The 19116-nt window shown below is 53.9% G+C and carries 21 protein-coding genes; 15 read left to right on the top strand and 6 right to left on the bottom strand.

Going from position 1 to position 19116, the window contains the following annotated elements; all coding sequences use genetic code 11:
* Window positions 1–327 precede the first annotated feature (327 nt).
* Together B9L19_RS10880 and B9L19_RS10875 are read left to right on the top strand one after the other, a co-directional pair.
* A complete protein-coding gene (locus tag B9L19_RS10880; RefSeq protein WP_025950079.1) occupies window positions 328–2010 on the top strand; it encodes a long-chain fatty acid--CoA ligase in 1683 nt (560 codons plus the stop codon).
* Window positions 2010–2990 (top strand): phosphotriesterase family protein, encoded by a 981-nt coding sequence (locus B9L19_RS10875; RefSeq protein ID WP_025950078.1) that lies wholly within the window; start codon window positions 2010–2012, stop codon window positions 2988–2990. Before B9L19_RS10880 ends, B9L19_RS10875 begins: the two co-directional genes overlap by 1 nt.
* 132 nt (window positions 2991–3122) lie before the next feature.
* Here the strand turns inward: B9L19_RS10875 and B9L19_RS10870 are convergent, their stop codons facing one another.
* Window positions 3123–3437, bottom strand: a complete 315-nt coding sequence (locus B9L19_RS10870; protein WP_141104720.1) for a hypothetical protein — start codon at window positions 3435–3437, stop codon at window positions 3123–3125.
* Between B9L19_RS10870 and B9L19_RS10865 the strand changes: the two genes are divergently transcribed.
* The 5 genes from B9L19_RS10865 to thiE all read left to right on the top strand — a co-directional run bounded on the left by B9L19_RS10865 (window position 3427) and on the right by thiE (window position 8602).
* Complete coding sequence (locus B9L19_RS10865) at window positions 3427–5106, top strand: DUF6044 family protein (RefSeq protein ID WP_025950076.1); 1680 nt, start codon at window positions 3427–3429, stop codon at window positions 5104–5106. The two genes, B9L19_RS10870 and B9L19_RS10865, sit on opposite strands and share 11 nt — an antisense overlap.
* Before the next feature lies 1 nt (window position 5107).
* A complete protein-coding gene (locus B9L19_RS10860; protein ID WP_025950075.1) occupies window positions 5108–6130 on the top strand; it encodes a glycosyltransferase family 2 protein in 1023 nt (340 codons plus the stop codon).
* Window positions 6131–6302: 172 nt separating this feature from the next.
* Window positions 6303–7112, top strand: coding sequence for a hydroxyethylthiazole kinase (thiM, locus tag B9L19_RS10855; protein ID WP_047753213.1), 810 nt, complete (start codon window positions 6303–6305; stop codon window positions 7110–7112).
* 18 nt (window positions 7113–7130) lie between these two features.
* Window positions 7131–7931, top strand: a complete 801-nt coding sequence (gene thiD, locus B9L19_RS10850) for a bifunctional hydroxymethylpyrimidine kinase/phosphomethylpyrimidine kinase (protein ID WP_025950073.1) — start codon at window positions 7131–7133, stop codon at window positions 7929–7931.
* Between the two features lie 5 nt (window positions 7932–7936).
* Window positions 7937–8602 (top strand): thiamine phosphate synthase, encoded by a 666-nt coding sequence (gene thiE / locus B9L19_RS10845; protein WP_089113938.1) that lies wholly within the window; start codon window positions 7937–7939, stop codon window positions 8600–8602.
* Between the two features lie 89 nt (window positions 8603–8691).
* Here the strand turns inward: thiE and B9L19_RS10840 are convergent, their stop codons facing one another.
* Window positions 8692–9687: an acyltransferase family protein gene (locus B9L19_RS10840; protein WP_025950071.1), complete on the bottom strand. Its 996-nt coding sequence runs from the start codon at window positions 9685–9687 to the stop codon at window positions 8692–8694.
* Window positions 9688–9818: 131 nt separating this feature from the next.
* On the opposite strand from B9L19_RS10840, the gene B9L19_RS10835 reads away from it, so the two are divergent.
* The 4 genes from B9L19_RS10835 to B9L19_RS10820 all read left to right on the top strand — a co-directional run bounded on the left by B9L19_RS10835 (window position 9819) and on the right by B9L19_RS10820 (window position 11182).
* A complete protein-coding gene (locus B9L19_RS10835) occupies window positions 9819–9980 on the top strand; it encodes a hypothetical protein (RefSeq protein WP_172643502.1) in 162 nt (53 codons plus the stop codon).
* Window positions 9981–10160 (top strand): H-type small acid-soluble spore protein, encoded by a 180-nt coding sequence (locus tag B9L19_RS10830; RefSeq protein WP_011231010.1) that lies wholly within the window; start codon window positions 9981–9983, stop codon window positions 10158–10160.
* A gap of 108 nt (window positions 10161–10268) precedes the next feature.
* Window positions 10269–10439, top strand: coding sequence for a twin-arginine translocase TatA/TatE family subunit (locus B9L19_RS10825; RefSeq protein WP_011231011.1), 171 nt, complete (start codon window positions 10269–10271; stop codon window positions 10437–10439).
* 167 nt (window positions 10440–10606) lie between these two features.
* A complete protein-coding gene (locus tag B9L19_RS10820; RefSeq protein ID WP_047753209.1) occupies window positions 10607–11182 on the top strand; it encodes a YitT family protein in 576 nt (191 codons plus the stop codon).
* A gap of 198 nt (window positions 11183–11380) precedes the next feature.
* On the opposite strand, the gene B9L19_RS10815 is transcribed toward B9L19_RS10820, so the two are convergent.
* Entirely contained in the window at window positions 11381–12742 is a 1362-nt protein-coding gene (locus tag B9L19_RS10815; RefSeq protein WP_047753208.1) for a S8 family peptidase, read from the bottom strand.
* A 495-nt stretch (window positions 12743–13237) separates the two neighbouring features.
* Here B9L19_RS10815 and B9L19_RS19065 point away from each other — a divergent pair, with 495 nt between their 5' ends.
* Complete coding sequence (locus B9L19_RS19065) at window positions 13238–13378, top strand: hypothetical protein (RefSeq protein WP_167372780.1); 141 nt, start codon at window positions 13238–13240, stop codon at window positions 13376–13378.
* A 74-nt stretch (window positions 13379–13452) separates the two neighbouring features.
* Here the strand turns inward: B9L19_RS19065 and B9L19_RS10810 are convergent, their stop codons facing one another.
* Both B9L19_RS10810 and B9L19_RS10805 read right to left on the bottom strand, forming a co-directional pair.
* Window positions 13453–13809 carry a hypothetical protein gene (locus B9L19_RS10810; RefSeq protein WP_025950068.1) on the bottom strand — a complete coding sequence of 119 codons (357 nt, stop codon included), beginning with the start codon at window positions 13807–13809 and terminating at the stop codon, window positions 13453–13455.
* A 44-nt stretch (window positions 13810–13853) separates the two neighbouring features.
* Window positions 13854–14957 carry a sensor histidine kinase gene (locus B9L19_RS10805; RefSeq protein ID WP_025950067.1) on the bottom strand — a complete coding sequence of 368 codons (1104 nt, stop codon included), beginning with the start codon at window positions 14955–14957 and terminating at the stop codon, window positions 13854–13856.
* Window positions 14958–15182: 225 nt separating this feature from the next.
* Between B9L19_RS10805 and cysK the strand changes: the two genes are divergently transcribed.
* Window positions 15183–16106, top strand: a complete 924-nt coding sequence (gene cysK, locus B9L19_RS10800; protein WP_089114006.1) for a cysteine synthase A — start codon at window positions 15183–15185, stop codon at window positions 16104–16106.
* A gap of 239 nt (window positions 16107–16345) precedes the next feature.
* Here the strand turns inward: cysK and B9L19_RS10795 are convergent, their stop codons facing one another.
* Window positions 16346–16834, bottom strand: coding sequence for a GNAT family N-acetyltransferase (locus B9L19_RS10795; RefSeq protein WP_047753202.1), 489 nt, complete (start codon window positions 16832–16834; stop codon window positions 16346–16348).
* Between the two features lie 219 nt (window positions 16835–17053).
* On the opposite strand from B9L19_RS10795, the gene B9L19_RS10790 reads away from it, so the two are divergent.
* Together B9L19_RS10790 and B9L19_RS10785 are read left to right on the top strand one after the other, a co-directional pair.
* Window positions 17054–18208, top strand: a complete 1155-nt coding sequence (locus tag B9L19_RS10790) for an AbrB family transcriptional regulator (protein ID WP_082131192.1) — start codon at window positions 17054–17056, stop codon at window positions 18206–18208.
* A 48-nt stretch (window positions 18209–18256) separates the two neighbouring features.
* Window positions 18257–18895, top strand: a complete 639-nt coding sequence (locus B9L19_RS10785) for a Bax inhibitor-1/YccA family protein (protein WP_025950063.1) — start codon at window positions 18257–18259, stop codon at window positions 18893–18895.
* Window positions 18896–19116: the final 221 nt, after the last annotated feature.

The raw sequence follows: 19116 nt of genomic DNA, 5'->3' as shown, positions 1-19116 counted from the left end.
GCATTCCAATAAAACAAAAGCCAAAGGGTGAACTAGGAGCCCTTTGGCTTTGAGCAAGATGGGGAACGGAGGGCGAACGGAGCAGACATCAAAGCGCTCGTCTTTGATTGAGATGGAACGCTGCCAGCGTGCGTGCCGGTGCTGCGCCGCCTGCTGTAGGCGGTATGTTTTTGTTTTGTATATTCGGAAAATTGTTGAAAATATTAATGAAAGCGTGTACAATAAAAACAGCCAACTATATACCAACCGGTCAGTAAAAAAAACTATCCAATGCTTGCGCGGCGGTTGCCGCATTGAACGATCGCGCGAAAAGGAGGAGAGGGCGGAATGAATACGAGACATTATCCGTATTGGCCGAAACGGCTTTCGAAAACGCTCGCCGTGCCGGAGACGACGCTTGTCGACCATTTGGAAACGACAGCGAAGCGCTATCCGAACAAAACGGCGATTTACTATTACGGCGCGGCATATTCGTACAAGCAGCTGCTCGATGACGTCAACGCGCTCGCCGGCTATCTCCAGCGAAAGCTGTCCGTCCAACCGGGCGACCGCGTGTTGTTGTACATGCAAAACTCTCCGCAGTTTGTCATCTCCTACTATGCCATTTTGCGCGCCGAAGCCATTGTCGTGCCGATCAACCCGATGAACACCTCAGATGAGCTTTCCTTTTATGTGAACGATTGTGAGACGAAAGTCGGCCTCGTTGGCCAAGAGCTGCTGGACAAAGCGGCGCCGCTTCTCGGCCGGACACCGCTTGAACATCTTATCGTCGCCGCGTATTCCGATTATGCGTCCGATGATTCCCCGGTGCCGTTGCCGGCTGAAGTGGCGGCGCCGCGGCGGGCCATTGGGGATGAGCGCGTTCTTTTATGGGCGGACTGCCTTGGCGCCCAATTGCTGCCGCTTCCATACAACGGCCATGTTGATGACATTGCCGTCTTGCCGTACACGTCCGGGACGACCGGGGTGCCAAAAGGCTGCATCCACCCGCACCGGACGGTGAACGCCAACATCGTCGGCGCCTACCACTGGGGCGATGTGACGAGCGATTCCGTCGCCTTGGCGACGCTGCCGTTTTTCCATGTCACGGGGATGGTCCATAGCATGCATACGCCGATTTTCGCCGGCGCCGCCATGGTGTTGATGACGCGCTGGGATCGGGACGCGGCCGCCCGGCTGATTGAATTGCACCGCTGCACCCATTGGGTGAATATCAGCACGATGCTGATTGACTTTTTGGCCAACCCGGCGCTTGGCCGGTATGACATTTCCTCGCTTTCGAGCATTTCCGGCGGCGGGGCGGCGCTGCCGGAAGCGGTTGGGGAAAAGCTGTTCCAGCTCACCGGCGTCCGTTATTTTGAAGGCTACGGGCTGACGGAGACGATTTCGCAGACGCATTTCAATCCGCCGGACCGGCCGAAATTGCAATGTCTCGGCGTTCCGTCGTTTGACGTCGACGCACGCATCATCGACCCGGCGACGGGGCGGGAGCTTGGCGTCGGCGAAGTCGGGGAGATCGTCGTTTGTGGTCCGCAAGTGTTCCGCGGCTATTACCGGCGTGAAAAAGAAACGGAAGAAGCGTTCATCGAGCTCGACGGCAAGCGGTTTTTCCGCACCGGCGACATCGGGCGGATGGATGAGGAAGGCTACTTTTTCATCGTCGACCGAGTCAAACGGATGATCAACGCTTCTGGATACAAAGTGTGGCCGACCGAAGTCGAGTCGCTTTTGTACAAACATCCAGCTGTTCAGCAGGCGTGCGTTGTCGGCGTGCCCGATCCGCGCCGCGGCGAAACGGTGAAGGCGTTTATCGTCCTTCATGACGAGTATGTCGGCAAAGTAACGGAAGAAGAGATCATTGAATGGTCCAAGACGCAAATGGCGGCGTACAAATATCCGCGCCTCGTCGAATTCCGTTCGTCGCTGCCGATGACGTCAAGCGGCAAGTTGCTTTGGCGAAAATTGCAGGAAGAGGAATATGAAAAAGCGGGGAAAGGGGCGAACGCCTAATGGCAAAGACGGTCGAAACCGTTCTTGGGCCGGTGCCGGTGGAACAGCTTGGCAAAACGCTCATCCACGAGCATTTCCTCTTCGGCTACCCGGGATTTCAAGGAGATGTGACGCGCGGCCCGTTCGGGGAAGACGAGGCGCTTCGCGTCGCGGTCGAAGCGGCGGAAAAGATGAAGCGGCACGGCATTCAAACGGTCGTTGATCCGACGCCGAACGACTGCGGGCGCAACCCGGCGTTTTTGCGGCGAGTCGCTGAAGAGACGGGGCTGAACATCATTTGCGCCACCGGCTACTATTATGAAGGAGAAGGAGCGCCGCCGTATTTCCAATTCCGCCGGCTGCTCGGGACGGCCGAGGACGACATTTATGATATGTTCATGACCGAATTGACCGAAGGCATTGCCGATACCGGAATCAAGGCGGGTGTCATCAAGCTCGCCTCGAGCAAAGGGCGCATCACCGAGTACGAAAAGATGTTCTTCCGCGCTGCCGCCCGCGCGCAAAAAGAGACGGGCGCGGTCATCATCACCCATACGCAAGAAGGAACGATGGGGCCGGAACAAGCCGCCTATTTGCTTGAGCATGGCGCCGATCCGAAAAAAATTGTCATCGGCCATATGTGCGGCAACACGGACCCGGACTATCATCGAAAGACGCTTGCTTACGGCGTTTACATCGCGTTTGACCGCTTCGGCATCCAAGGGATGGTCGGCGCGCCGACGGATGAGGAGCGGATTCACACGCTTCTTGCCCTGCTTCGCGACGGATATGCGGATCGAATGATGCTTTCGCATGATACGGTCAACGTTTGGCTCGGCCGCCCGTTTGAACTGCCTGAGCCGTTTGCCGAGATGATGAAAAATTGGCATGTCGAGCATTTGTTTGTGAACCTCATTCCCGCGCTGAAAAATGCAGGAGTCCGCGACGAAGTGCTTGAGCAAATGTTCATCGGCAATCCGGCGGCGCTGTTCTCGGCTTGACGCCGTTTGCAAGGTCGATCAAAACAGCGTTTTTTGCAAAATCGTTGTTGCCAACGCGAGGAAAAGCGGTTGTTTATCATCCTGAACCGAGAAGCCTCCACACTTCCACGCGTGAGCGTAGGTGGAGAGCGTTCAAGAGCGAAATCTGCCTTCTTTCACCACCACCTCCCCGCCTTTGATCGAAGGTGGAGAGCGTTCAAGAGCGAAATCTCCATGGTCCGAGCGTTTTTTTTGTTCCATCACCAGCTTTTTGGGCAACGTTGTGTTGCCTGCGAAAGGCTGTTCAAAAGATGAATAGAAAACCGCCGTCATCCGGCTTCGCCCGGCCGACGGCGGTTTTTCGTTTGCCGTCCGTTTTTTGCCATCATCATGAATAATTTTCCTCATTTGTTGAACAATAAGGAAAGACATCAGCCGGGCGAAAGGAGGAGAAAAGGTGCCGGCCATCGAAAAGCGACTCCTGATCTTCTCTTTCGTTGTCATCGCTTTGTACGTGTCGCCGTATTTTGTGCTTGGCGAGGATGCGCATATGCGCGTCCACGACAATTTGGATTCGAACATCGCCTGGTATAAGGTGCTCACTCGAAGCGGTGAGCTGTTCGGACCGATCGATGGCGTCATCCCGCAAATCATCAACGGCCTGCCGCGCAACGCGTTCGGCACGGAATTCAGCGGCATCGTTTGGCTTCACGCCCTGTTTCCATCCATTTACGCCTATGGGCTCAGCCAAGCCATCACCCGCGTGTTCGCGTTTGTGGGCATGTATCTTCTGCTGAAAAAGCATGTGCTGCCGGGCGAGCGCTGGGGATGGATTCGCATCGGCTCTTCGTTGACGTTTGCCTTGACGCCGTTTTGGCCATCGGGAATGTTAAGTACGCTCGGGATGCCGTTGGCGCTATGGGCGTTTTTAAATATCCGCAACGGCGAGCGTTCATGGGTGAACTGGGCGGTATTGACGTTCTTGCCGCTCTATTCGAGCTTCGTGCTAGGATTTTTCTTTTTCTTGAGCGCGCTTGGGATTTGGTGGTTCATTGATGTCATCCGTGGCAAGAGGTGGAATTGGCGGTTTTTGGCGGCCATCGTCTATATGACGATGCTCTATTTGGCGGTCGATTACCGGCTTGTCCATTCGCTCTTGTTTTCCAATGAGCCGACAAGCCGCGACGAATATTTCCATGCTCGTCTGCCGCTTTGGCGCGTCATCCGGCTGACGTTCAAAAACTATGTGCTCGGCCATACACACGTCATGACCGTGCATGGGCTCGTCATTTTGCCGGTGACGCTCGTTGCCTTGTATATAGTATGGAAGCGGAAAAGCTGGCGGCGGGAGAAGCTGTTTTTGCTTTTGCACGGGTTGAATTTCGCGTTGTCGACATGGTATGCGTTTTGGTTTTACAAAGGATGGCTGCCGCTCACCGAACGGTTCGATTTGCTCGATAAGTTCAATTTCGCTCGCTACCACTTTTTGCGTCCGATGGTGATTTACGTCTTGTTTGCACTGGCGCTGAAAATTTTTTGGCAGGAAGGCCGAAGGTGGCGGGCGGTCGGTGCGGCGGCCATTGTCTTGCAGCTTGTCGTGCTTGCTTTATGCAATGAGGAAATCGTCTACCGCGACAAGCCGTCGTTTCGCAAGTTTTACGCGGAAAAGCAGTTTGCCGCCATTCGTGAGTATATCGGCCGCCCGGTTCATTCATACCGCGTGGCGAGCATTGGAATCCACCCGGCGATCGCTCAATACAACGGCTTTTACACGCTCGATACGTACAACAACTTTTATCCGCTCGAATACAAGCATCGGTTTCGCCTTATTATCGCCAAGGAGCTCGCGAAAAACAAAAAACTGCGCCAGTATTTCGATGAATGGGGCGGGCGCTGCTATTTGTTCGTCGATGAGCTGGGCAAGCGGTATATGTTTCAGAAAAACTCGAAGCGGACGATTCGCAACTTGGAATTGAACACGAACGTGTTTTATGACATGGGCGGGCGCTACATTTTTTCAGCGCTGCCGATTGAAAATGCCAGCGAAAACGCCTTGAGCCTTGAGCGGGTGTTCCGTTCCAAAGAGTCCGCGTGGACCATCTATTTATACAAAGTCGTGCCGGAGGGAGGAAGGTGACATGTTCGAACCGACGTTGGCTATTGTTGTGCCGTGTTACAACGAAGAAGAGGTGCTGCCGGAGACGATCCGCCGCTTACGGGAGTTGCGCGAACAATTGATTGAAGAGCAGCTCATTTCATCCAACAGCGCGCTTTTGTTCGTCGATGACGGCAGCTGTGATGACACATGGAAGATCATATACAAAGCGAGTTTGCGCCACCCGGAAGTGAAAGGGCTGAAACTGGCGCATAACGCCGGGCATCAAAACGCGTTGCTTGCTGGGCTGTTCGCCGCGAAAAGGCATGCCGATTGCCTCATTTCGATCGACGCCGATTTGCAAGATGATGTAGCGGCGATTCGGGAATTTGTGCAAAAGTTTCGCGAAGGCTATGACATCGTCTACGGCGTGCGCCGGCGGCGCGATGCGGATACGTGGTTTAAACGCCATACCGCCCAAGGATTTTATCGGTTAATGAAGATGTTTGGCGTTGATCTCGTGTATAACCATGCCGACTACCGTCTGATGAGCCGGCGCGCGGTCGAGGCGCTTGAACAGTTCGGGGAAGTGAACTTGTTTTTGCGCGGCATCGTTCCACTTTTGGGCTTTCGGTCGGCGACGGTCTATTATGACCGAAAAGAGCGGCTGGCCGGGAAAACAAAATATCCGCTGAAAAAAATGATCGCCTTTGCGCTTGACGGCGTGACGTCGTTCAGCGTCACCCCGATCCGTTTCATTTCGCTCGTTGGATTTCTCTCGTTTGTCGTCAGCTTGATGTTTGGCGCCTATTTTCTTTTTCTCAAATGGGCCGGGCATACGGAAACGGGTTGGACGTCGCTCATTACGTCTATTTGGCTGTTAGGGGGCTTACAGCTGATGGCGCTCGGGCTGATTGGTGAATATATTGGGAAAATTTACAAAGAAACGAAACGGCGGCCGCGCTATATCATCGATTTGGATTTGTGGAATTGGCCATTGCCGCAGCGGCTGTCGCCGGCGGCGCCGTCCGAAGAGGGAGGGGCGGCCGAATGGACGCGTTCGTAATGGAACAAAAAGGGAAGTGCGCTTTGGCGGCCGCCTTTTTTCTTTGTCTTGCAATTCAAAAAAAGAAAGAGTAGACTGATGGATGGGGAGAATGGATCATTCCATTGGCCGAAAATACGGCGAAAGTCAGAGTATGGCCGGCGAAAAGGCTTGGAAAGGGGAGAAACCGGAAATGGCCAATTGGCATGAATGGGTGGAACTGCTCGAGCGGGTAAGAGAGGAGAATCCGCTCGTCCATAATATCACGAATGTCGTTGTGACGAATTTTACGGCAAATGGGCTGCTTGCGCTCGGCGCTTCGCCGGTGATGGCGTATGCGAAAGAGGAAGTGGGCGAGATGGCGCAGCTCGCTGGAGCGCTTGTCCTCAATATTGGGACGTTGAATGACAAAGAGGTGGAAGCGATGCTTGTCGCCGGCCAGGCGGCCAATGAAGCCGGCGTGCCGGTCATTTTCGACCCGGTCGGGGCCGGGGCCACGCGTTACCGGACGGAGACGGCGCGCCGCATCGTGGGACAGGTCAAGCTCGCCGTGATCCGTGGCAATGCGGCGGAGATCGCCCATATGATCGGTGAGGCGTGGGCGATTAAAGGAGTCGATGCCGGCGGAGGAAGCGGCGATCGAGTGGCATTGGCCAAACGGGCGGCGGAGCAGCTCGGCGCCGTTGTCGCGATTACTGGAAAAGAGGACGTCGTTGCGGACGGACAGAGGACGTATCTGATTCAGAACGGCCATCCGTTGTTGACAAAAGTGACCGGAGCGGGCTGCTTGCTGACATCGGTTGTCGGAGCGTTTGCGGCCGTGGAGCGCGATGCGGCGGCAGCGGCGGTGGCCGCTCTTGTGTATTACGGCGTCGCAGCGGAGCAGGCGGCGGCCAAAGCCGGGGAGCGCGGACCGGGCAGCTTCCAGACGGCGTTTTTGGACGCGTTGGCGTATACAAGCGTCGATGATGTCAAACGGTATGGCCGGGTGGAACAACGGTAAAAGGGGAGGAGAAACACGATGGTGTACAAAGCGTTGACGATTGCCGGGTCGGACAGCGGCGGCGGCGCCGGCATCCAAGCCGATCTCAAAACGTTCCAGGAGCTCGGCGTCTTTGGCATGTCAGCGATCACGGCGGTGACGGCGCAAAATACACTTGGCGTGCAAGGCGTCTTTCCGCTGTCGGCGGAAGCCGTCGCCGCCCAGATCGAATCGGTGGCCGCCGATTTAGGCGCGGATGCGGTGAAAACCGGCATGCTTTTTAGCGCCGATATCATCCGCACCGTGGCCGAACAGGTGAAAAAACACGGCTGGGAGCGGCTTGTCGTCGATCCGGTGATGATCGCGAAAGGCGGCGCCCCGCTGCTGCAAGAAGAGGCGGTGGCGGCGCTGAAAGAAGAACTGTTGCCGCTGGCGCTTGTCATTACGCCGAACATTCCGGAAGCGGAAGCATTGACGGGCATTGTCATCCGCACGATGGATGACCGCCGCGAAGCGGCGCGCCGTCTGCACCGGATGGGCGCCCGCTATGTCGTCGTGAAAGGCGGCCATGACGATGATGGCGAAGAAACCGTTGACTTGCTGTATAACGGCAGCGAATTTTCCTATTTTAAAAGCAAGCGAATTGACACGCGCCATACGCACGGAACGGGGTGTACATTTGCCGCGGCGATCGCCGCTGAGCTGGCGAAAGGGCGGCATCCTGTCGACGCTGTCGCGACGGCGAAGGCGTTTGTGCAATCGGCGATTGCCCACCCGCTCGGCATCGGCCAAGGCCATGGGCCGACGAACCATTGGGCGTACCGCCAATACGGAGAGTGAGAACGATGGCGCGCATCGCGAGCGGCGAAATGAAGGAGCGGCTGGCTGTTTACTTCATTATGGGAAGCCAAAACAGCGAACGTCCGACCGCCGATGTGCTGAAAGAAGCGCTTGACGGCGGTGTGACGTTGTTTCAATTCCGTGAAAAAGGGCCGGGCGCTTTAAAAGGGGCGGACAAAGAGGCGCTCGCCCGGCAGCTGCAGCGCCTTTGCCGCGCTTATGGGGTGCCGTTTATCGTCAACGATGACGTCGAGCTGGCCCTCGCCATTGATGCCGACGGCGTCCATGTCGGTAAAGACGATGAGGACGCGCGGCGCGTGCGGGAAAAAATCGGCGATAAAATTTTGGGCGTCTCAGCGCACAACGTCGAAGAAGCGATGGCGGCCGTTGAGGCGGGCGCCGATTACCTCGGCGTCGGCCCGATTTACCCGACCAGTTCGAAAGAGGATGCAAAGGAAGCGCAAGGACCGGATGTTCTCCGCCGCTTGCGTGAAGCCGGCATCACCATTCCAATCGTCGCCATTGGCGGCATTACCGCTGTGAACGCCAAAACCGTTGTGGAAGCCGGGGCGGATGGGGTATCCGTCATCAGCGCCATCGCTTCGGCTCCGTCGCCAAAGGCGGCGGCCGCCGCCTTAGCGGAAGCGGTGCGGGCAGCCCGCACGCGCTGAATGAAAAAGTCGGTTTCCCCTTGTAGGAAAAGCGCCATAAATGGAAAAAGGTGTCCCGTTGATTTTCGGGACACCTTCTTTTTTGACGGCTAGGTCGTTGTCTGCCGCCAGTTCGGCCATTGCCATTCCAACAGCGGCCGCACGAGTCGGACGACCGGTTTGCTTCCAAGGATGAGCATCATGGCAACCGACAGTGCAAGCAGAAGCGGATAGCCGTGCACATCCATAATAAAGTCTGGGAATGGCGTTTCGTGCAAATATTTTAAAATAAACCCGTGCAAGATATAGATGTAAAACGTGCGCGCCCCGAGCACGGAAAAGGAGAAGCGACGGCTCGGGATGAGCGACAGAAAGCCAAACATCATGAGCAGGCTCGCCCCATAAATGGCGAGGCGGCTCGCAATGCCGGCTGGTTCCGAGACGCCGAGCGTATCGTACGATTTCGAGCCGTACAGCCAATCTTGCGGCAAATCCGGAAAACCGAAATGGATGACGAAAAACATGCCAACAAGCACAAATAGCGAAACGAGGCGCACTGGGGCGGCAAACAAGCGCTCGATCGCCGACTTTTGAAAGAAAAATCCAAGCAAAAAGAACGGGAAAAACGTGAGCGTCCGCGACAAGCTCAGCCATTTTTCCGCTTCCATCATGCCGCCGGTCAAGCCGAGAAGAAGCGCCATCGGCAATGCGATCCGCTTTGGCAGCCGGCCGAACCATAACAGCAGCACGTTCCAGCTAAACAGGCTGAGCAAAAACCATAAACTCCAATGCGGGGTCAATAAGTCAAGTTCCAGCGACTGTTTGTCATACAGGAAGAAATAGTAGATCGAATACAGCAGCTGGAACAGAACGTACGGGATGAGCCATTTTTTCGTGATTTTTTGCAAGTAGCCGTGCTCATGGAATTTTTTTGCGAAATAGCCGGAAATGAAAATGAACGCCGGCATGTGGAAAAAGAAAATCCACGTATACAAGCTGTGCACCCATAAGACGCCGTCAATGTACGGGCGCAGAAAGTGGCCAAACACGACAAGGAGCATGAGCGCACATTTCGCGTTGTCAAAATAATAGTCCCGCTCCTTCATAGTGTTTCCTCCTTTCTGTACACACCAATTCGAATCATACTTCTTCTTTTTGGGGGAGTCAACTGCCGAAACTGCCGCTGCCGGAAAGCGGCTGTCCATGCCACAGTTTGACAAAGAAAGGTGATGATTCGGTGAAAAACGATCGGCGCGAAATGGGCGATATGACGAAGCTGCTTGAAATCATCAACGCCAAAGGAGACGAAGGCGAGCTTCATGAGATCGTCTGCAGCGACGAGTTGTTTTGGAAAAGCTTGCGGGCGCAGGCGGAGGACAGTGCGAAAGGAGGGAAGTAAATGGAACTGTTGCGGGCGAAGCGAATGGCTGAAGCCGGGGAGATCGTTCCGGTGATGTATAAAGGGAAACAAGTGGTGATTCAGCACGTCGATGATGAGCGCGAAATGGCTCGCGTTTATTTCACCGATGAGCCGGAACACGAACAAGACGTACCGGTGCGACTGCTTGAGGAACAATGAGAGATGTGCGAATTGTCGCCGTTTTGTCAAGGGAAAGACGATGACACCGTCCGTTCTTCTATGGTATAATGATTCAAGAAACGACGCTTGAACATTGGAGTGACCAACATGAACATTGGGTTTGGAGAAATTGCGCTCATCGTCTTTTTCGCATTGCTCATTTTCGGACCGAAAAAGCTGCCGGAGTTAGGACAAGCGGCCGGGAAAACGCTGCGCGAATTTAAGAATGCGACAAAAGGCATCATCGACGATGACGAGACGACAAAAGCGCAAAAATAAGAGGTTGGGCATAGAGGCCTGGCCTCTTATTTTTGTATTTCGTCCGTGACTAGCCATTTCCTCCGCGATGCGGCAAAAAAGAGACAAGCCCTGTCAAGGGGCGCCATATACATATATATGGAGGCATGTTGGCTCGTTGAGATAAGCCGTGGCGGAGGGGTTTCGTGATGATCAAAAAAATGGCGGCGGTGATGGTCGGCAGTCTGCTTCTTGGCGTTGGCATCAACGTCTTTTTAGTCCCTCACCATTTGCTTGATGGGGGGATGATCGGGCTCGGGCTGATCGCCAAATACGTGTGGCACGTTCATGCTGGGTTGACGATGATCGTCTTAAGCGTTCCGCTTTATGCAGCCGCATGGTTTTACTACCGCCCGTTTTTTTACAACAGCTTGCACGGACTTTTATTTTCCTCATGGATGATTGACGTATTGTCCGTTTTGCGCGGCGTGGTGGTGTTGGATCCGCTTCCAAGCGCGGTCATCGGCGGGATGCTCGTCGGTGCGGGCATCGGCTTGATGCTGCGCGAGGAGACGAGCACGGGCGGAACAGACCTGCTCGCCCAGTTTATCGCTAGATGGACGAACTGGAACGTCGGGATCATCATTTTTGTCATTGACGCCTGCATTATTTCAGCTGGGAGCATGATCATCGACTCAGTGCCGTTTGTCCACTCGCTTGTCGTTGTCACGGTCGTCGGGGCGGTGACGACGATGTTGACGCGCGAAAAAACGATGGGGGTATAGCCCGAATCCCCATCGTTTTTCGTTTCAGCAGATAGGCGCTCCTCTATGGGAATGCGGCATCGAAGGCGCCGTTTCCGGCTGTTTGCTGCTTTATGCTCTGGGAAGTTTTAGCATCGTTCATATAGGAGGTGAGAATTTTGTTCGTTTGACCGTTTCCAGCGACGAGTTCCTCAATGCCATCGGCGGAAGGAGCATCGGTTATCGCTTAGCCAGCTCGAGTGCGCGGTAGACGTTAATCAGCCCATAGCCGTAATACGGATCTTTCCCTCTCTCTCCCAAATCGTCAGCGCTTTCGAGAATAATGTCGCGCACTTCATCGTTCGAAAGCCGCGGGTTGACGGAGCGGATCAAAGCGGCGAGCGCGGTGACGTGCGGCGCGGCCATCGACGTGCCGGAAAGGGCGGCGTACCGGTGCCCGGTAAACGTGCTGGCAATGTTCGTTCCAGGCGCGACGACATCCACATAGTCGCCGTAGTTGGAATAAAGCGCATAGGAAAGATCCGGGTTGACAGCGCCAACACTGATCACTTCTGGATAAGCGGCTGGGAAGCTCGCCTGCGATGTGCTGTCGTTGCCGGAAGCGGCGACAAGCACGACATCATGGGCGTCGGCGTAGCGGATCGCCTCCTCAAGCACCGAGGACGGTTGGTAGTTGCCAAGGCTTAAATTGATGACCTTTGCCCCGTGGTCGACCGCCCAGCGGATTCCTTTCGCTACATCAATGCTCGTTCCATAGCCGTCCGCATTTAATGCTTTGACGGCCATGATCGGGTTGAACCATGTTATGCCGGCGACTCCTTCGCCGTTGTTCGGCTGTGAGGCGATAATGCCAGCGACATGGGTGCCATGGCCATTTTCGTCATTCGGAGAGCGGTCGTCGGCCAATACGTTGTATCCGGGACCAAGGCGGCGGATTAAATCGGGATGGGTCAAATCGATCCCGCTGTCAATGATGGCGACAGGCACATTCCGCTTGCCGCGCGACAGCGTCCAGCCGTCTTCAGTATGAATGGCCGGCAAGTTCCACTGGTAGCGGGCGTAAAACGAATCGTTCGGGATCAGCGCCGGCTTGTTCCACTCATTTTGCATGTAAATGTAGTGCGGTTCGCAATAATTAACCATCGGAAGGGATCGGAAATAGCGGCGCATCTCTTCGTACGTTTGCCCGCGCGAACGGAATACAAACACGTGGTCGACCTGCTTGATGAGCTGGCCGGCGATGGCTGCCTCTATTTGTTGAAGACGGCTTTCCGATGGCAATGCCCGAAAGCGGACGACGATCTCATTGGCGAAATAATGGCTTCGGTCACCGCGGCGATTATGGAGGATTTCCCGAATGCGCGGGTGCTTGTTCAACTGCTGTTTCAGCTGCTCGCCTGCGCTTAAGCTGTCTAAGGCGACAACGGTTGGATGGGTGGGTGCGACCTCGGCGTCAAACGGCTTCAGCCGCGGTGGAGCCGGGGCGTTTTCTTCTAGAGCCGGTCGCCCCAAGGCGGCTGCGGCAACGAGTAGAGCAACAACCGCGCTGGCCGCGGCCCATATTCGGTATCGGCGTTTCACGCTGTTCACCTCCTTTGTTGTTAGGATGGGCGATTGACGGACAAATCATGAAAAATGGGATTCCCCTTTTGCCATGGCGAATCCCATTTTCTTCTTCAGCGGCCGACCGATTGCATACAGATGCAATTGGAAATTTTCACATTTGCCGCTTTTGCCGAGCATTTGATCGACTGTTGGGAGACCGAACAACACCGCTTTCAACCCCATGTATGGGTCTAGGAAGCGGATGGTTGTTCAGTCTTCCGCTACGCCAAGGCATGACGAGGGCGAGCCTGTGGCTGGCCCTCGTCAGTCGAAAAATCGATAAGCTGCTTTTCTGTCCAAGATATGGTAAACGTTTTGATTGCATCTAGACAGCACTTGCTGCGCTGCTTGCAAATCCAGGCGCAGCTGCTCTTGAACGTTGGTCGGATGGTAGTATCCTTTGTTGATCATATTTTCCTTGCAATGACGTTCCTCGGATTGTCCACACTAACGGACAAGGAGGGACAGTCGATGAGCGAAACGTGCTTCTATTGTCAATGTGAGTGCGACGACAACGTGCATTACGTCTCGTTCCATACGAACGGTGAAGAACGCGAGGAAGCGCTTTGTCCGGAATGCTACCAAGAATGGCTGCAAGGCATGAAAGGTTGACCTTTCTTCCTTCTTTCGTTTCGCTCGGAAACGGGGCTTTTTCGCGAAATGATGATGAAAAAACCGCACCGTGGTCAAACCGGTGCGGTTTTTTGGGACAGCGGCGGAGTGGCGATGATGTCCGCCAAATCGCCGTCTTCGTCATAGGCGCGGTAGACAGCGGCTTTCGTACGCGGAGCATGGACCGATAAAAAGAGAATGCGCTCCTTGCCTTCACGGGCGACTTTCGTTTCCATTTTCAATGACACTCCGTTTATCGTGAGCGAGTAGAACCGGTACGTCAAGCCAAGCCATGTGCGTTCTTGTCGAACGGTATCCGGATGATGGCGGATGAACGCAGCGAGCTCGGCGAACGAATGCATCTCCCGCTCGAGCCATTCGCGGATGGCACTTGCCGCCTGCTCCAACCAGCCTTTCCAAAATGGTTTCATCGGCATCACCTTTTTTCATCCATCATGCCCATTTCCGCTGTTCATTATGCAGGGAGGCGGATGGAAAACGTCGTCATGTCTTCATCGGATAAACAGCAGATATCTCCTCCATGGTCTTCAATCACTTTTTTGCAAATGTACAGGCCGATGCCGGTTCCGAGTTTTTTTGTCGTAAAAAACGGCTCGAAAATCGTTTCCACAATGTCGGCCGGAATGGACGGACCGTTGTTGGCGATTTCGATGATGATGCTTCCGTCTTGGCAACGGGCGGCGATGTTGATCCGCCGCGGTTTTTCCCTCTCTTTCACCGCTTCGATCGAGTTGAGCAAAATGTTTACCAGCACCTGGCGCAGCTGATCTTTATAGGCAAATATATGTATGGATTCATCGATCGCCACCGAAAGGTCGACATCGCTGTCGACGATCGTGGCGTATAAAAACTCGATAATTTCCTCCAACAACTGGTGAAGTGAAAACGTTTCCTTTTCGCTTTCAACAATTTCTTTGCGTGAGGCATGCAAAAATTGCGAAATGCGAAATTTCAACTGCTGCAACTCATGGTCGATAATGTCTAAATAAGGAAGATGCGGATGCTCAAACTTCAATAATTGAATAAAACCAATAATAGCCGTAAGCGGATTGCGAAACTCATGGACAAAACTCGATGACATTTGTCCGAGCAGCGTCAGCCGGTCTTGATGTGATCTGGCAATGAGCGCGTTTTTTTCATGCAGTTCTTTTTCTTTTAACTCATTGTATTTTGTGATGACATGAAACAAAAATTGGTCAAACAGCTCGTTCAAATGGTCGATGAGCGGGGACAGCTCGTCGACCGACAGCGGAGCGGCGAGCGCGTGGTTGATGACGAGCCGCCTCCCAAGGTTGACGTTGTAGACGAGAGCTCCGATGCCGACATTCATTTCCGCACGTTCTTTCGCGATTTTGTTGGCTAACCGTTCGACCGTCTCGCTAGATAGCGACCGCAACAGTGCTTCTTTGACCAGCTCAAACACTGCTAAGCCGTTTTGTTCGACATGATCGATGTATTTGTCATCGTCGGCAATTTTCATATGTTGCCGCCAATAGGCGAGAAAGTTCGGCAAATGGGCTTCTAAATGGGTGACGAGCTGCTGTGCCGCAGATGCCAAAAAAGCCACCTCGCTTTCCATCGTTTATTTTTTATTATAAGGGGGAATATCGGACTAGAACAGAGGAAAAATCGCAATCGATCCGGCTTAAATGAACGTCCTTTTGCGAAAAGCGATCCAAAAACGCCTGGTGTTGCGGGCCGGACAGACTGTTTGAATGAAAAAGGAAAAATCATTTATAATGAATGGGACGAACAACTATTTTGCAAAAGGTTGGGGACGATCGTGAAATTGTATGACTCGATTTTAGATTTGATCGGCGGCACGCCGATTGTCAAGTTGCGCCGCCTTCCTGATCCAAACGGGGCAGAGGTATACATAAAGCTCGAATCGTTCAATCCGGGCGGCAGCGTCAAAGATCGGCCCGCTTGGGAAATGATCCGCCGTGCGGAGGCGGAAGGGAAAATTACGCCTGGAAACAGCACGATCATCGAACCGACATCCGGCAACACTGGCATCGGCCTGGCCATGGTGTGCGCTGCCAGGGGGTATCGCTGCATCATTACGATGCCCGACAATGCGACGGTGGAGCGGGTGAAAATTTTAAAGGCGTACGGAGCCGAAGTCTATTTGACGCCGGCGGAGAAGCGGATGCAAGGGGCGATCGATGAGGCAAACCGGCTTGCTAGCGAAATCCCTGACAGTTTTATTCCGATGCAGTTTGAAAATCCGGCCAATCCGGATGCACATCGCCATACGACGGCGGTGGAAATTTACGAGGCTTTTGATGGGCGGCTCGATGCGTTCGTGCTCACCGCCGGCACCGGCGGGACGGTGACTGGAACAGGGGAGGAACTGAAAAAGCGCATCCCAAATTTGCGCATTTACGTCGTTGAACCGTACGGTTCGCCTGTGTTGTCGGGCGGGAAGCCGGGGCCGCACAAAATTCCTGGCACGGGTCCGGGGTTTATCCCGAAAATTTTAAACCGCTCGATTTACGACGACATTTTTTTGATTAAAGATGAAGACGCCCAGCAGATGGCCCGTCAGCTCGCGGCCAAGGAAGGCATTTTGGTCGGCGCCTCAGCGGCGGCGAGCGCTTATTACGCCATCAAAGTGGCAAAACAGCTCCCGAAAGGCGCACGCGTCCTTTGCATGGCGCCCGATTCCGGCGAGCGGTATTTGTCCTCCGATTTATTCGCCGATTAAGCGGACGTCGATCGACGAAAAAAGCGAGGATTTCTTGCCTTTCATTGGGAAGGGAAGCATTCCTCTCTGCAAAACAAAGAGGAATGCTTTTGTTTGATCGTTCCTAGAAGGCCGGTGATTTAGTGAAAAATCTTGGAAAATGGACTTTTTTCTCAAATAGAGAAGTCTTGCAAAATCAACGCTTCTCTTTCGGCCGAAAACAATCGGTTCGGCGAAATCAGTCGTTTTTCACCAGCCTCCTAGGTTGCAGGAAGAGGATAATAGAGCAACAGTTGTCGCCCCTTTTTTCCTTCGCGCCGCCGTCCGCTGTCGATAAAACCGGCAGTCAAGTACAATCGCTGTGCTGCAACGTTTCGTTCATTGACAGCAAGCACAATTTCGTCGATATCGGAAAAATGGGTGTTGACGAAGGCTGGCAGCAAAGCGAGCGCCTGCTTGGCGAACCCTTTCCCTTGTTCTCGATAATTGATGGAAAACGACCGAAGCAGCACGGCCCGCGGATTGTCGGTAAACGGTCGGATCTGTTTGCCGGTGTGGAGAACAAAAAAACCGACCGGTCGTTCTTGATGAAGGATGACAATCGGCTTTCTTTCTTGTTCCTTGGCGCATGCGTTGAGCGCCTCAGCGGGGAGTGCGGTGAATTGTTGCTGTTCTTTTGGCAGATCGAACGAGCGCAGCGTTGCGTCATGGTCGGAATGATAAAAACAGAGACGGATTTCATGAACCATTTCGAATTCCTCCATTTTTGATAAATCAGACAATATTATACCAATGATCCTTTTTGTTTTTCCATCTTTTTCTTCTTGTTGGCACGGTTTCATCGCTGTGTGTATTGACGATGTATGGACGATGGACGGCTGAAGTCTTTCGCTATGTGCATGAGGGAGAGAACAGAGAATGGTTGATTCGGTGAAAGTCGTTGCGAAAGGAAGAGAGAAGGTGTTCGCTTGGTCTCGAAAAGACAAGAGAAGTGGAACAACATGGCGCGCATCGCGTTGACGCTGGTGATTGGGGCGCTCGGCGGCTTTATTTTCGCTTTGTTCCGCATTCCGCTTCATTGGATGCTTGGTCCAGCAGCCGCGTTGCTTTTGGTCGGCCGTTTTTGGAAGGGAACGTTGTATTGGCCGGCCGGCATTCGCAACGCTGCGCTTATTCCGATCGGCTACACGCTAGGGGCATCGATGACGGTAGGAACGCTTGTGGAGATGGGCCGGCAATTGCCGGTGATGTTGCTGGCGACGGTGTTGATTTTGTTGTTTAGTTTCTTTGTTTCTTGCCTTGTCGCGAGATGGACAAGGATTCCGCTCCGTTCGGTCGTCACCGGCAGCATCCCCGGCGGATTGTCGCAAATGCTTGTGTTGGGCGAAGAGCTCGACGGTGTCGATGCAACGACTGTCACGTTTTTTCAAGTCATGCGCCTGATGGGCGTTGTGTTTCTCGTCCCCCTCATCGCCTTAAGCCCGTTCTTTTCCGGCGGCGCTGAGGCGGGGACGGGCGCAGAAAGCAGACAAGAGGCGCATTGGAGCGTCGGTCTTGTTTGGCTGTATGTGATCGTCACGGTTGCCAGCGCGATCATCGGAAGGCGCATCAAACTGCCGACTGCCTATTTGCTTGGCCCGATCATCGGAACATCGGCTCTGGTCATGGCCGGGGCGCCGGCGCCGCCTTTGCCTGCTCCTTTGTTGGATATCGCGCAAATTGCGATGGGGGCTTACCTAGGCGTCATGCTGAAACCGGCCCGCATCGCGGAAAAAGGAAGAGCGGTGCTGGCCGCGATGGCCACCGGCCTTGCGCTCATTTTGTTTTCCATGGCTTCCGCATTTGTCTTAACGGTTTTGCATGGCGTGCCGTATTTGACAGCGTTCATCGCTTTGGCGCCGGGGGGCATGGATCAAATGGGGATTTTGGCGCGGGAGGCGCATGCCGATCTTGCTGTTGTGACAAGTTATCAAATGTTCCGCATTTTTTTCATTTTGCTTGTCGTTCCACCGGTGCTGAAAAAATGGTTTGCCGCCCGCTGGTTTCAATGGATCGAACGATGGACCATCCATCATGGTGGACGGTCCATGCCGTCTGCGTCAATCAAAAAGAAAGGGCTGTGACAAGAAACAAATATATGCTAAACTAGAAAGAAAAAGGAGGGGGTTGTCATGAACCATTCGACTGTTTATCGTCCGCATAGCCCAGTGGCGAAGTTGGCGGTTTCCTTTTTAGCGGCGCTGGCCATTGCGACGGCGGGGCTGTATGCCGGGCAATGGGTGCCGGCTGGCCTGTATTTGCCCCTTTACGCGCTTGAACTTGTGCTGCTGTTGGTCATGATGTTCGCCCGCGTGAAAAAAGCGGTCGGCTATCCGCTGATGTTTGCGTTTATGTTTGTCTCGGGGGCGACGCTCTATCCGCTCATCGGCTATTACATGTCCGTCATTGGCGCGGCGGCCGTGTTCAAAGCGTTTGCGTTGGCCGTTGTATCGTTTTCCGGCGTTGCCATTTACGCGGCGAGAACGAAAGAAGATTTTTCGTTCCTCGGTGGGTTTTTGATGCTTGGCGCGTTTGCGCTCCTTGGCTTGTTGATCATCCAATGGTTCATCCCATTCTCAAGCGTCGGGCAAATGGGCATCGCTGCTTTGGGGATTTTGATTTTCCTTGGCTTTACGATTTACGACATCAACCGTTTGGCCCGCTATGGCTTTACGGAAGCGGATATCCCGATGATTGTCGTCAATATTTACCTTGATTTCATCAATTTGTTTGTCTACATTTTGCGTTTTTTCGCCAGCGATGAGGATTGAGCGCCAAAAAGGGCTGCCCCAAAAGGCCGTCTGTCTTTAACATCTTTCCGAAAGAAGTCTCCCACTTCGAAACGAAGTGAAAGTGGGAGATGAATGTCGGTTGGCGTTAGCCAACGAGTATGATAGAATATGGCTAGAACGGACACCTTCGGAACGAAGGGAAGCGTAAAGGGTTCTTGTGTGTGGCTTACCGTTCGGCGAACACACACAAGTCGCTTGAA

It is taken from the genome of Geobacillus thermocatenulatus (assembly GCF_002217655.1).
Lineage (GTDB): Bacteria > Bacillota > Bacilli > Bacillales > Anoxybacillaceae > Geobacillus > Geobacillus thermocatenulatus.
This window is presented reverse-complemented; position numbering and strand designations above follow the sequence as displayed.

What these genes read in the sequence shown, in the direction of transcription:
- B9L19_RS10840 (WP_025950071.1), bottom strand. Translation starts at nt 9,687, where the DNA reads ATGAAGGAGCGGGACTATTATTTTGACAACGCGAAATGTGCGCTCATG.
- thiE (WP_089113938.1), top strand. Translation starts at nt 7,937, where the DNA reads ATGGCGCGCATCGCGAGCGGCGAAATGAAGGAGCGGCTGGCTGTTTAC.
- B9L19_RS10825 (WP_011231011.1), top strand. Translation starts at nt 10,269, where the DNA reads ATGAACATTGGGTTTGGAGAAATTGCGCTCATCGTCTTTTTCGCATTG.
- B9L19_RS10870 (WP_141104720.1), bottom strand. Translation starts at nt 3,437, where the DNA reads ATGGCCGGCACCTTTTCTCCTCCTTTCGCCCGGCTGATGTCTTTCCTT.
- B9L19_RS10880 (WP_025950079.1), top strand. Translation starts at nt 328, where the DNA reads ATGAATACGAGACATTATCCGTATTGGCCGAAACGGCTTTCGAAAACG.
- B9L19_RS10830 (WP_011231010.1), top strand. Translation starts at nt 9,981, where the DNA reads ATGGAACTGTTGCGGGCGAAGCGAATGGCTGAAGCCGGGGAGATCGTT.
- B9L19_RS10860 (WP_025950075.1), top strand. Translation starts at nt 5,108, where the DNA reads ATGTTCGAACCGACGTTGGCTATTGTTGTGCCGTGTTACAACGAAGAA.
- B9L19_RS10795 (WP_047753202.1), bottom strand. Translation starts at nt 16,834, where the DNA reads ATGGTTCATGAAATCCGTCTCTGTTTTTATCATTCCGACCATGACGCA.
- thiD (WP_025950073.1), top strand. Translation starts at nt 7,131, where the DNA reads ATGGTGTACAAAGCGTTGACGATTGCCGGGTCGGACAGCGGCGGCGGC.
- B9L19_RS10820 (WP_047753209.1), top strand. Translation starts at nt 10,607, where the DNA reads ATGATCAAAAAAATGGCGGCGGTGATGGTCGGCAGTCTGCTTCTTGGC.
- B9L19_RS10810 (WP_025950068.1), bottom strand. Translation starts at nt 13,809, where the DNA reads ATGAAACCATTTTGGAAAGGCTGGTTGGAGCAGGCGGCAAGTGCCATC.
- B9L19_RS10785 (WP_025950063.1), top strand. Translation starts at nt 18,257, where the DNA reads ATGAACCATTCGACTGTTTATCGTCCGCATAGCCCAGTGGCGAAGTTG.
- B9L19_RS19065 (WP_167372780.1), top strand. Translation starts at nt 13,238, where the DNA reads ATGAGCGAAACGTGCTTCTATTGTCAATGTGAGTGCGACGACAACGTG.
- B9L19_RS10875 (WP_025950078.1), top strand. Translation starts at nt 2,010, where the DNA reads ATGGCAAAGACGGTCGAAACCGTTCTTGGGCCGGTGCCGGTGGAACAG.
- thiM (WP_047753213.1), top strand. Translation starts at nt 6,303, where the DNA reads ATGGCCAATTGGCATGAATGGGTGGAACTGCTCGAGCGGGTAAGAGAG.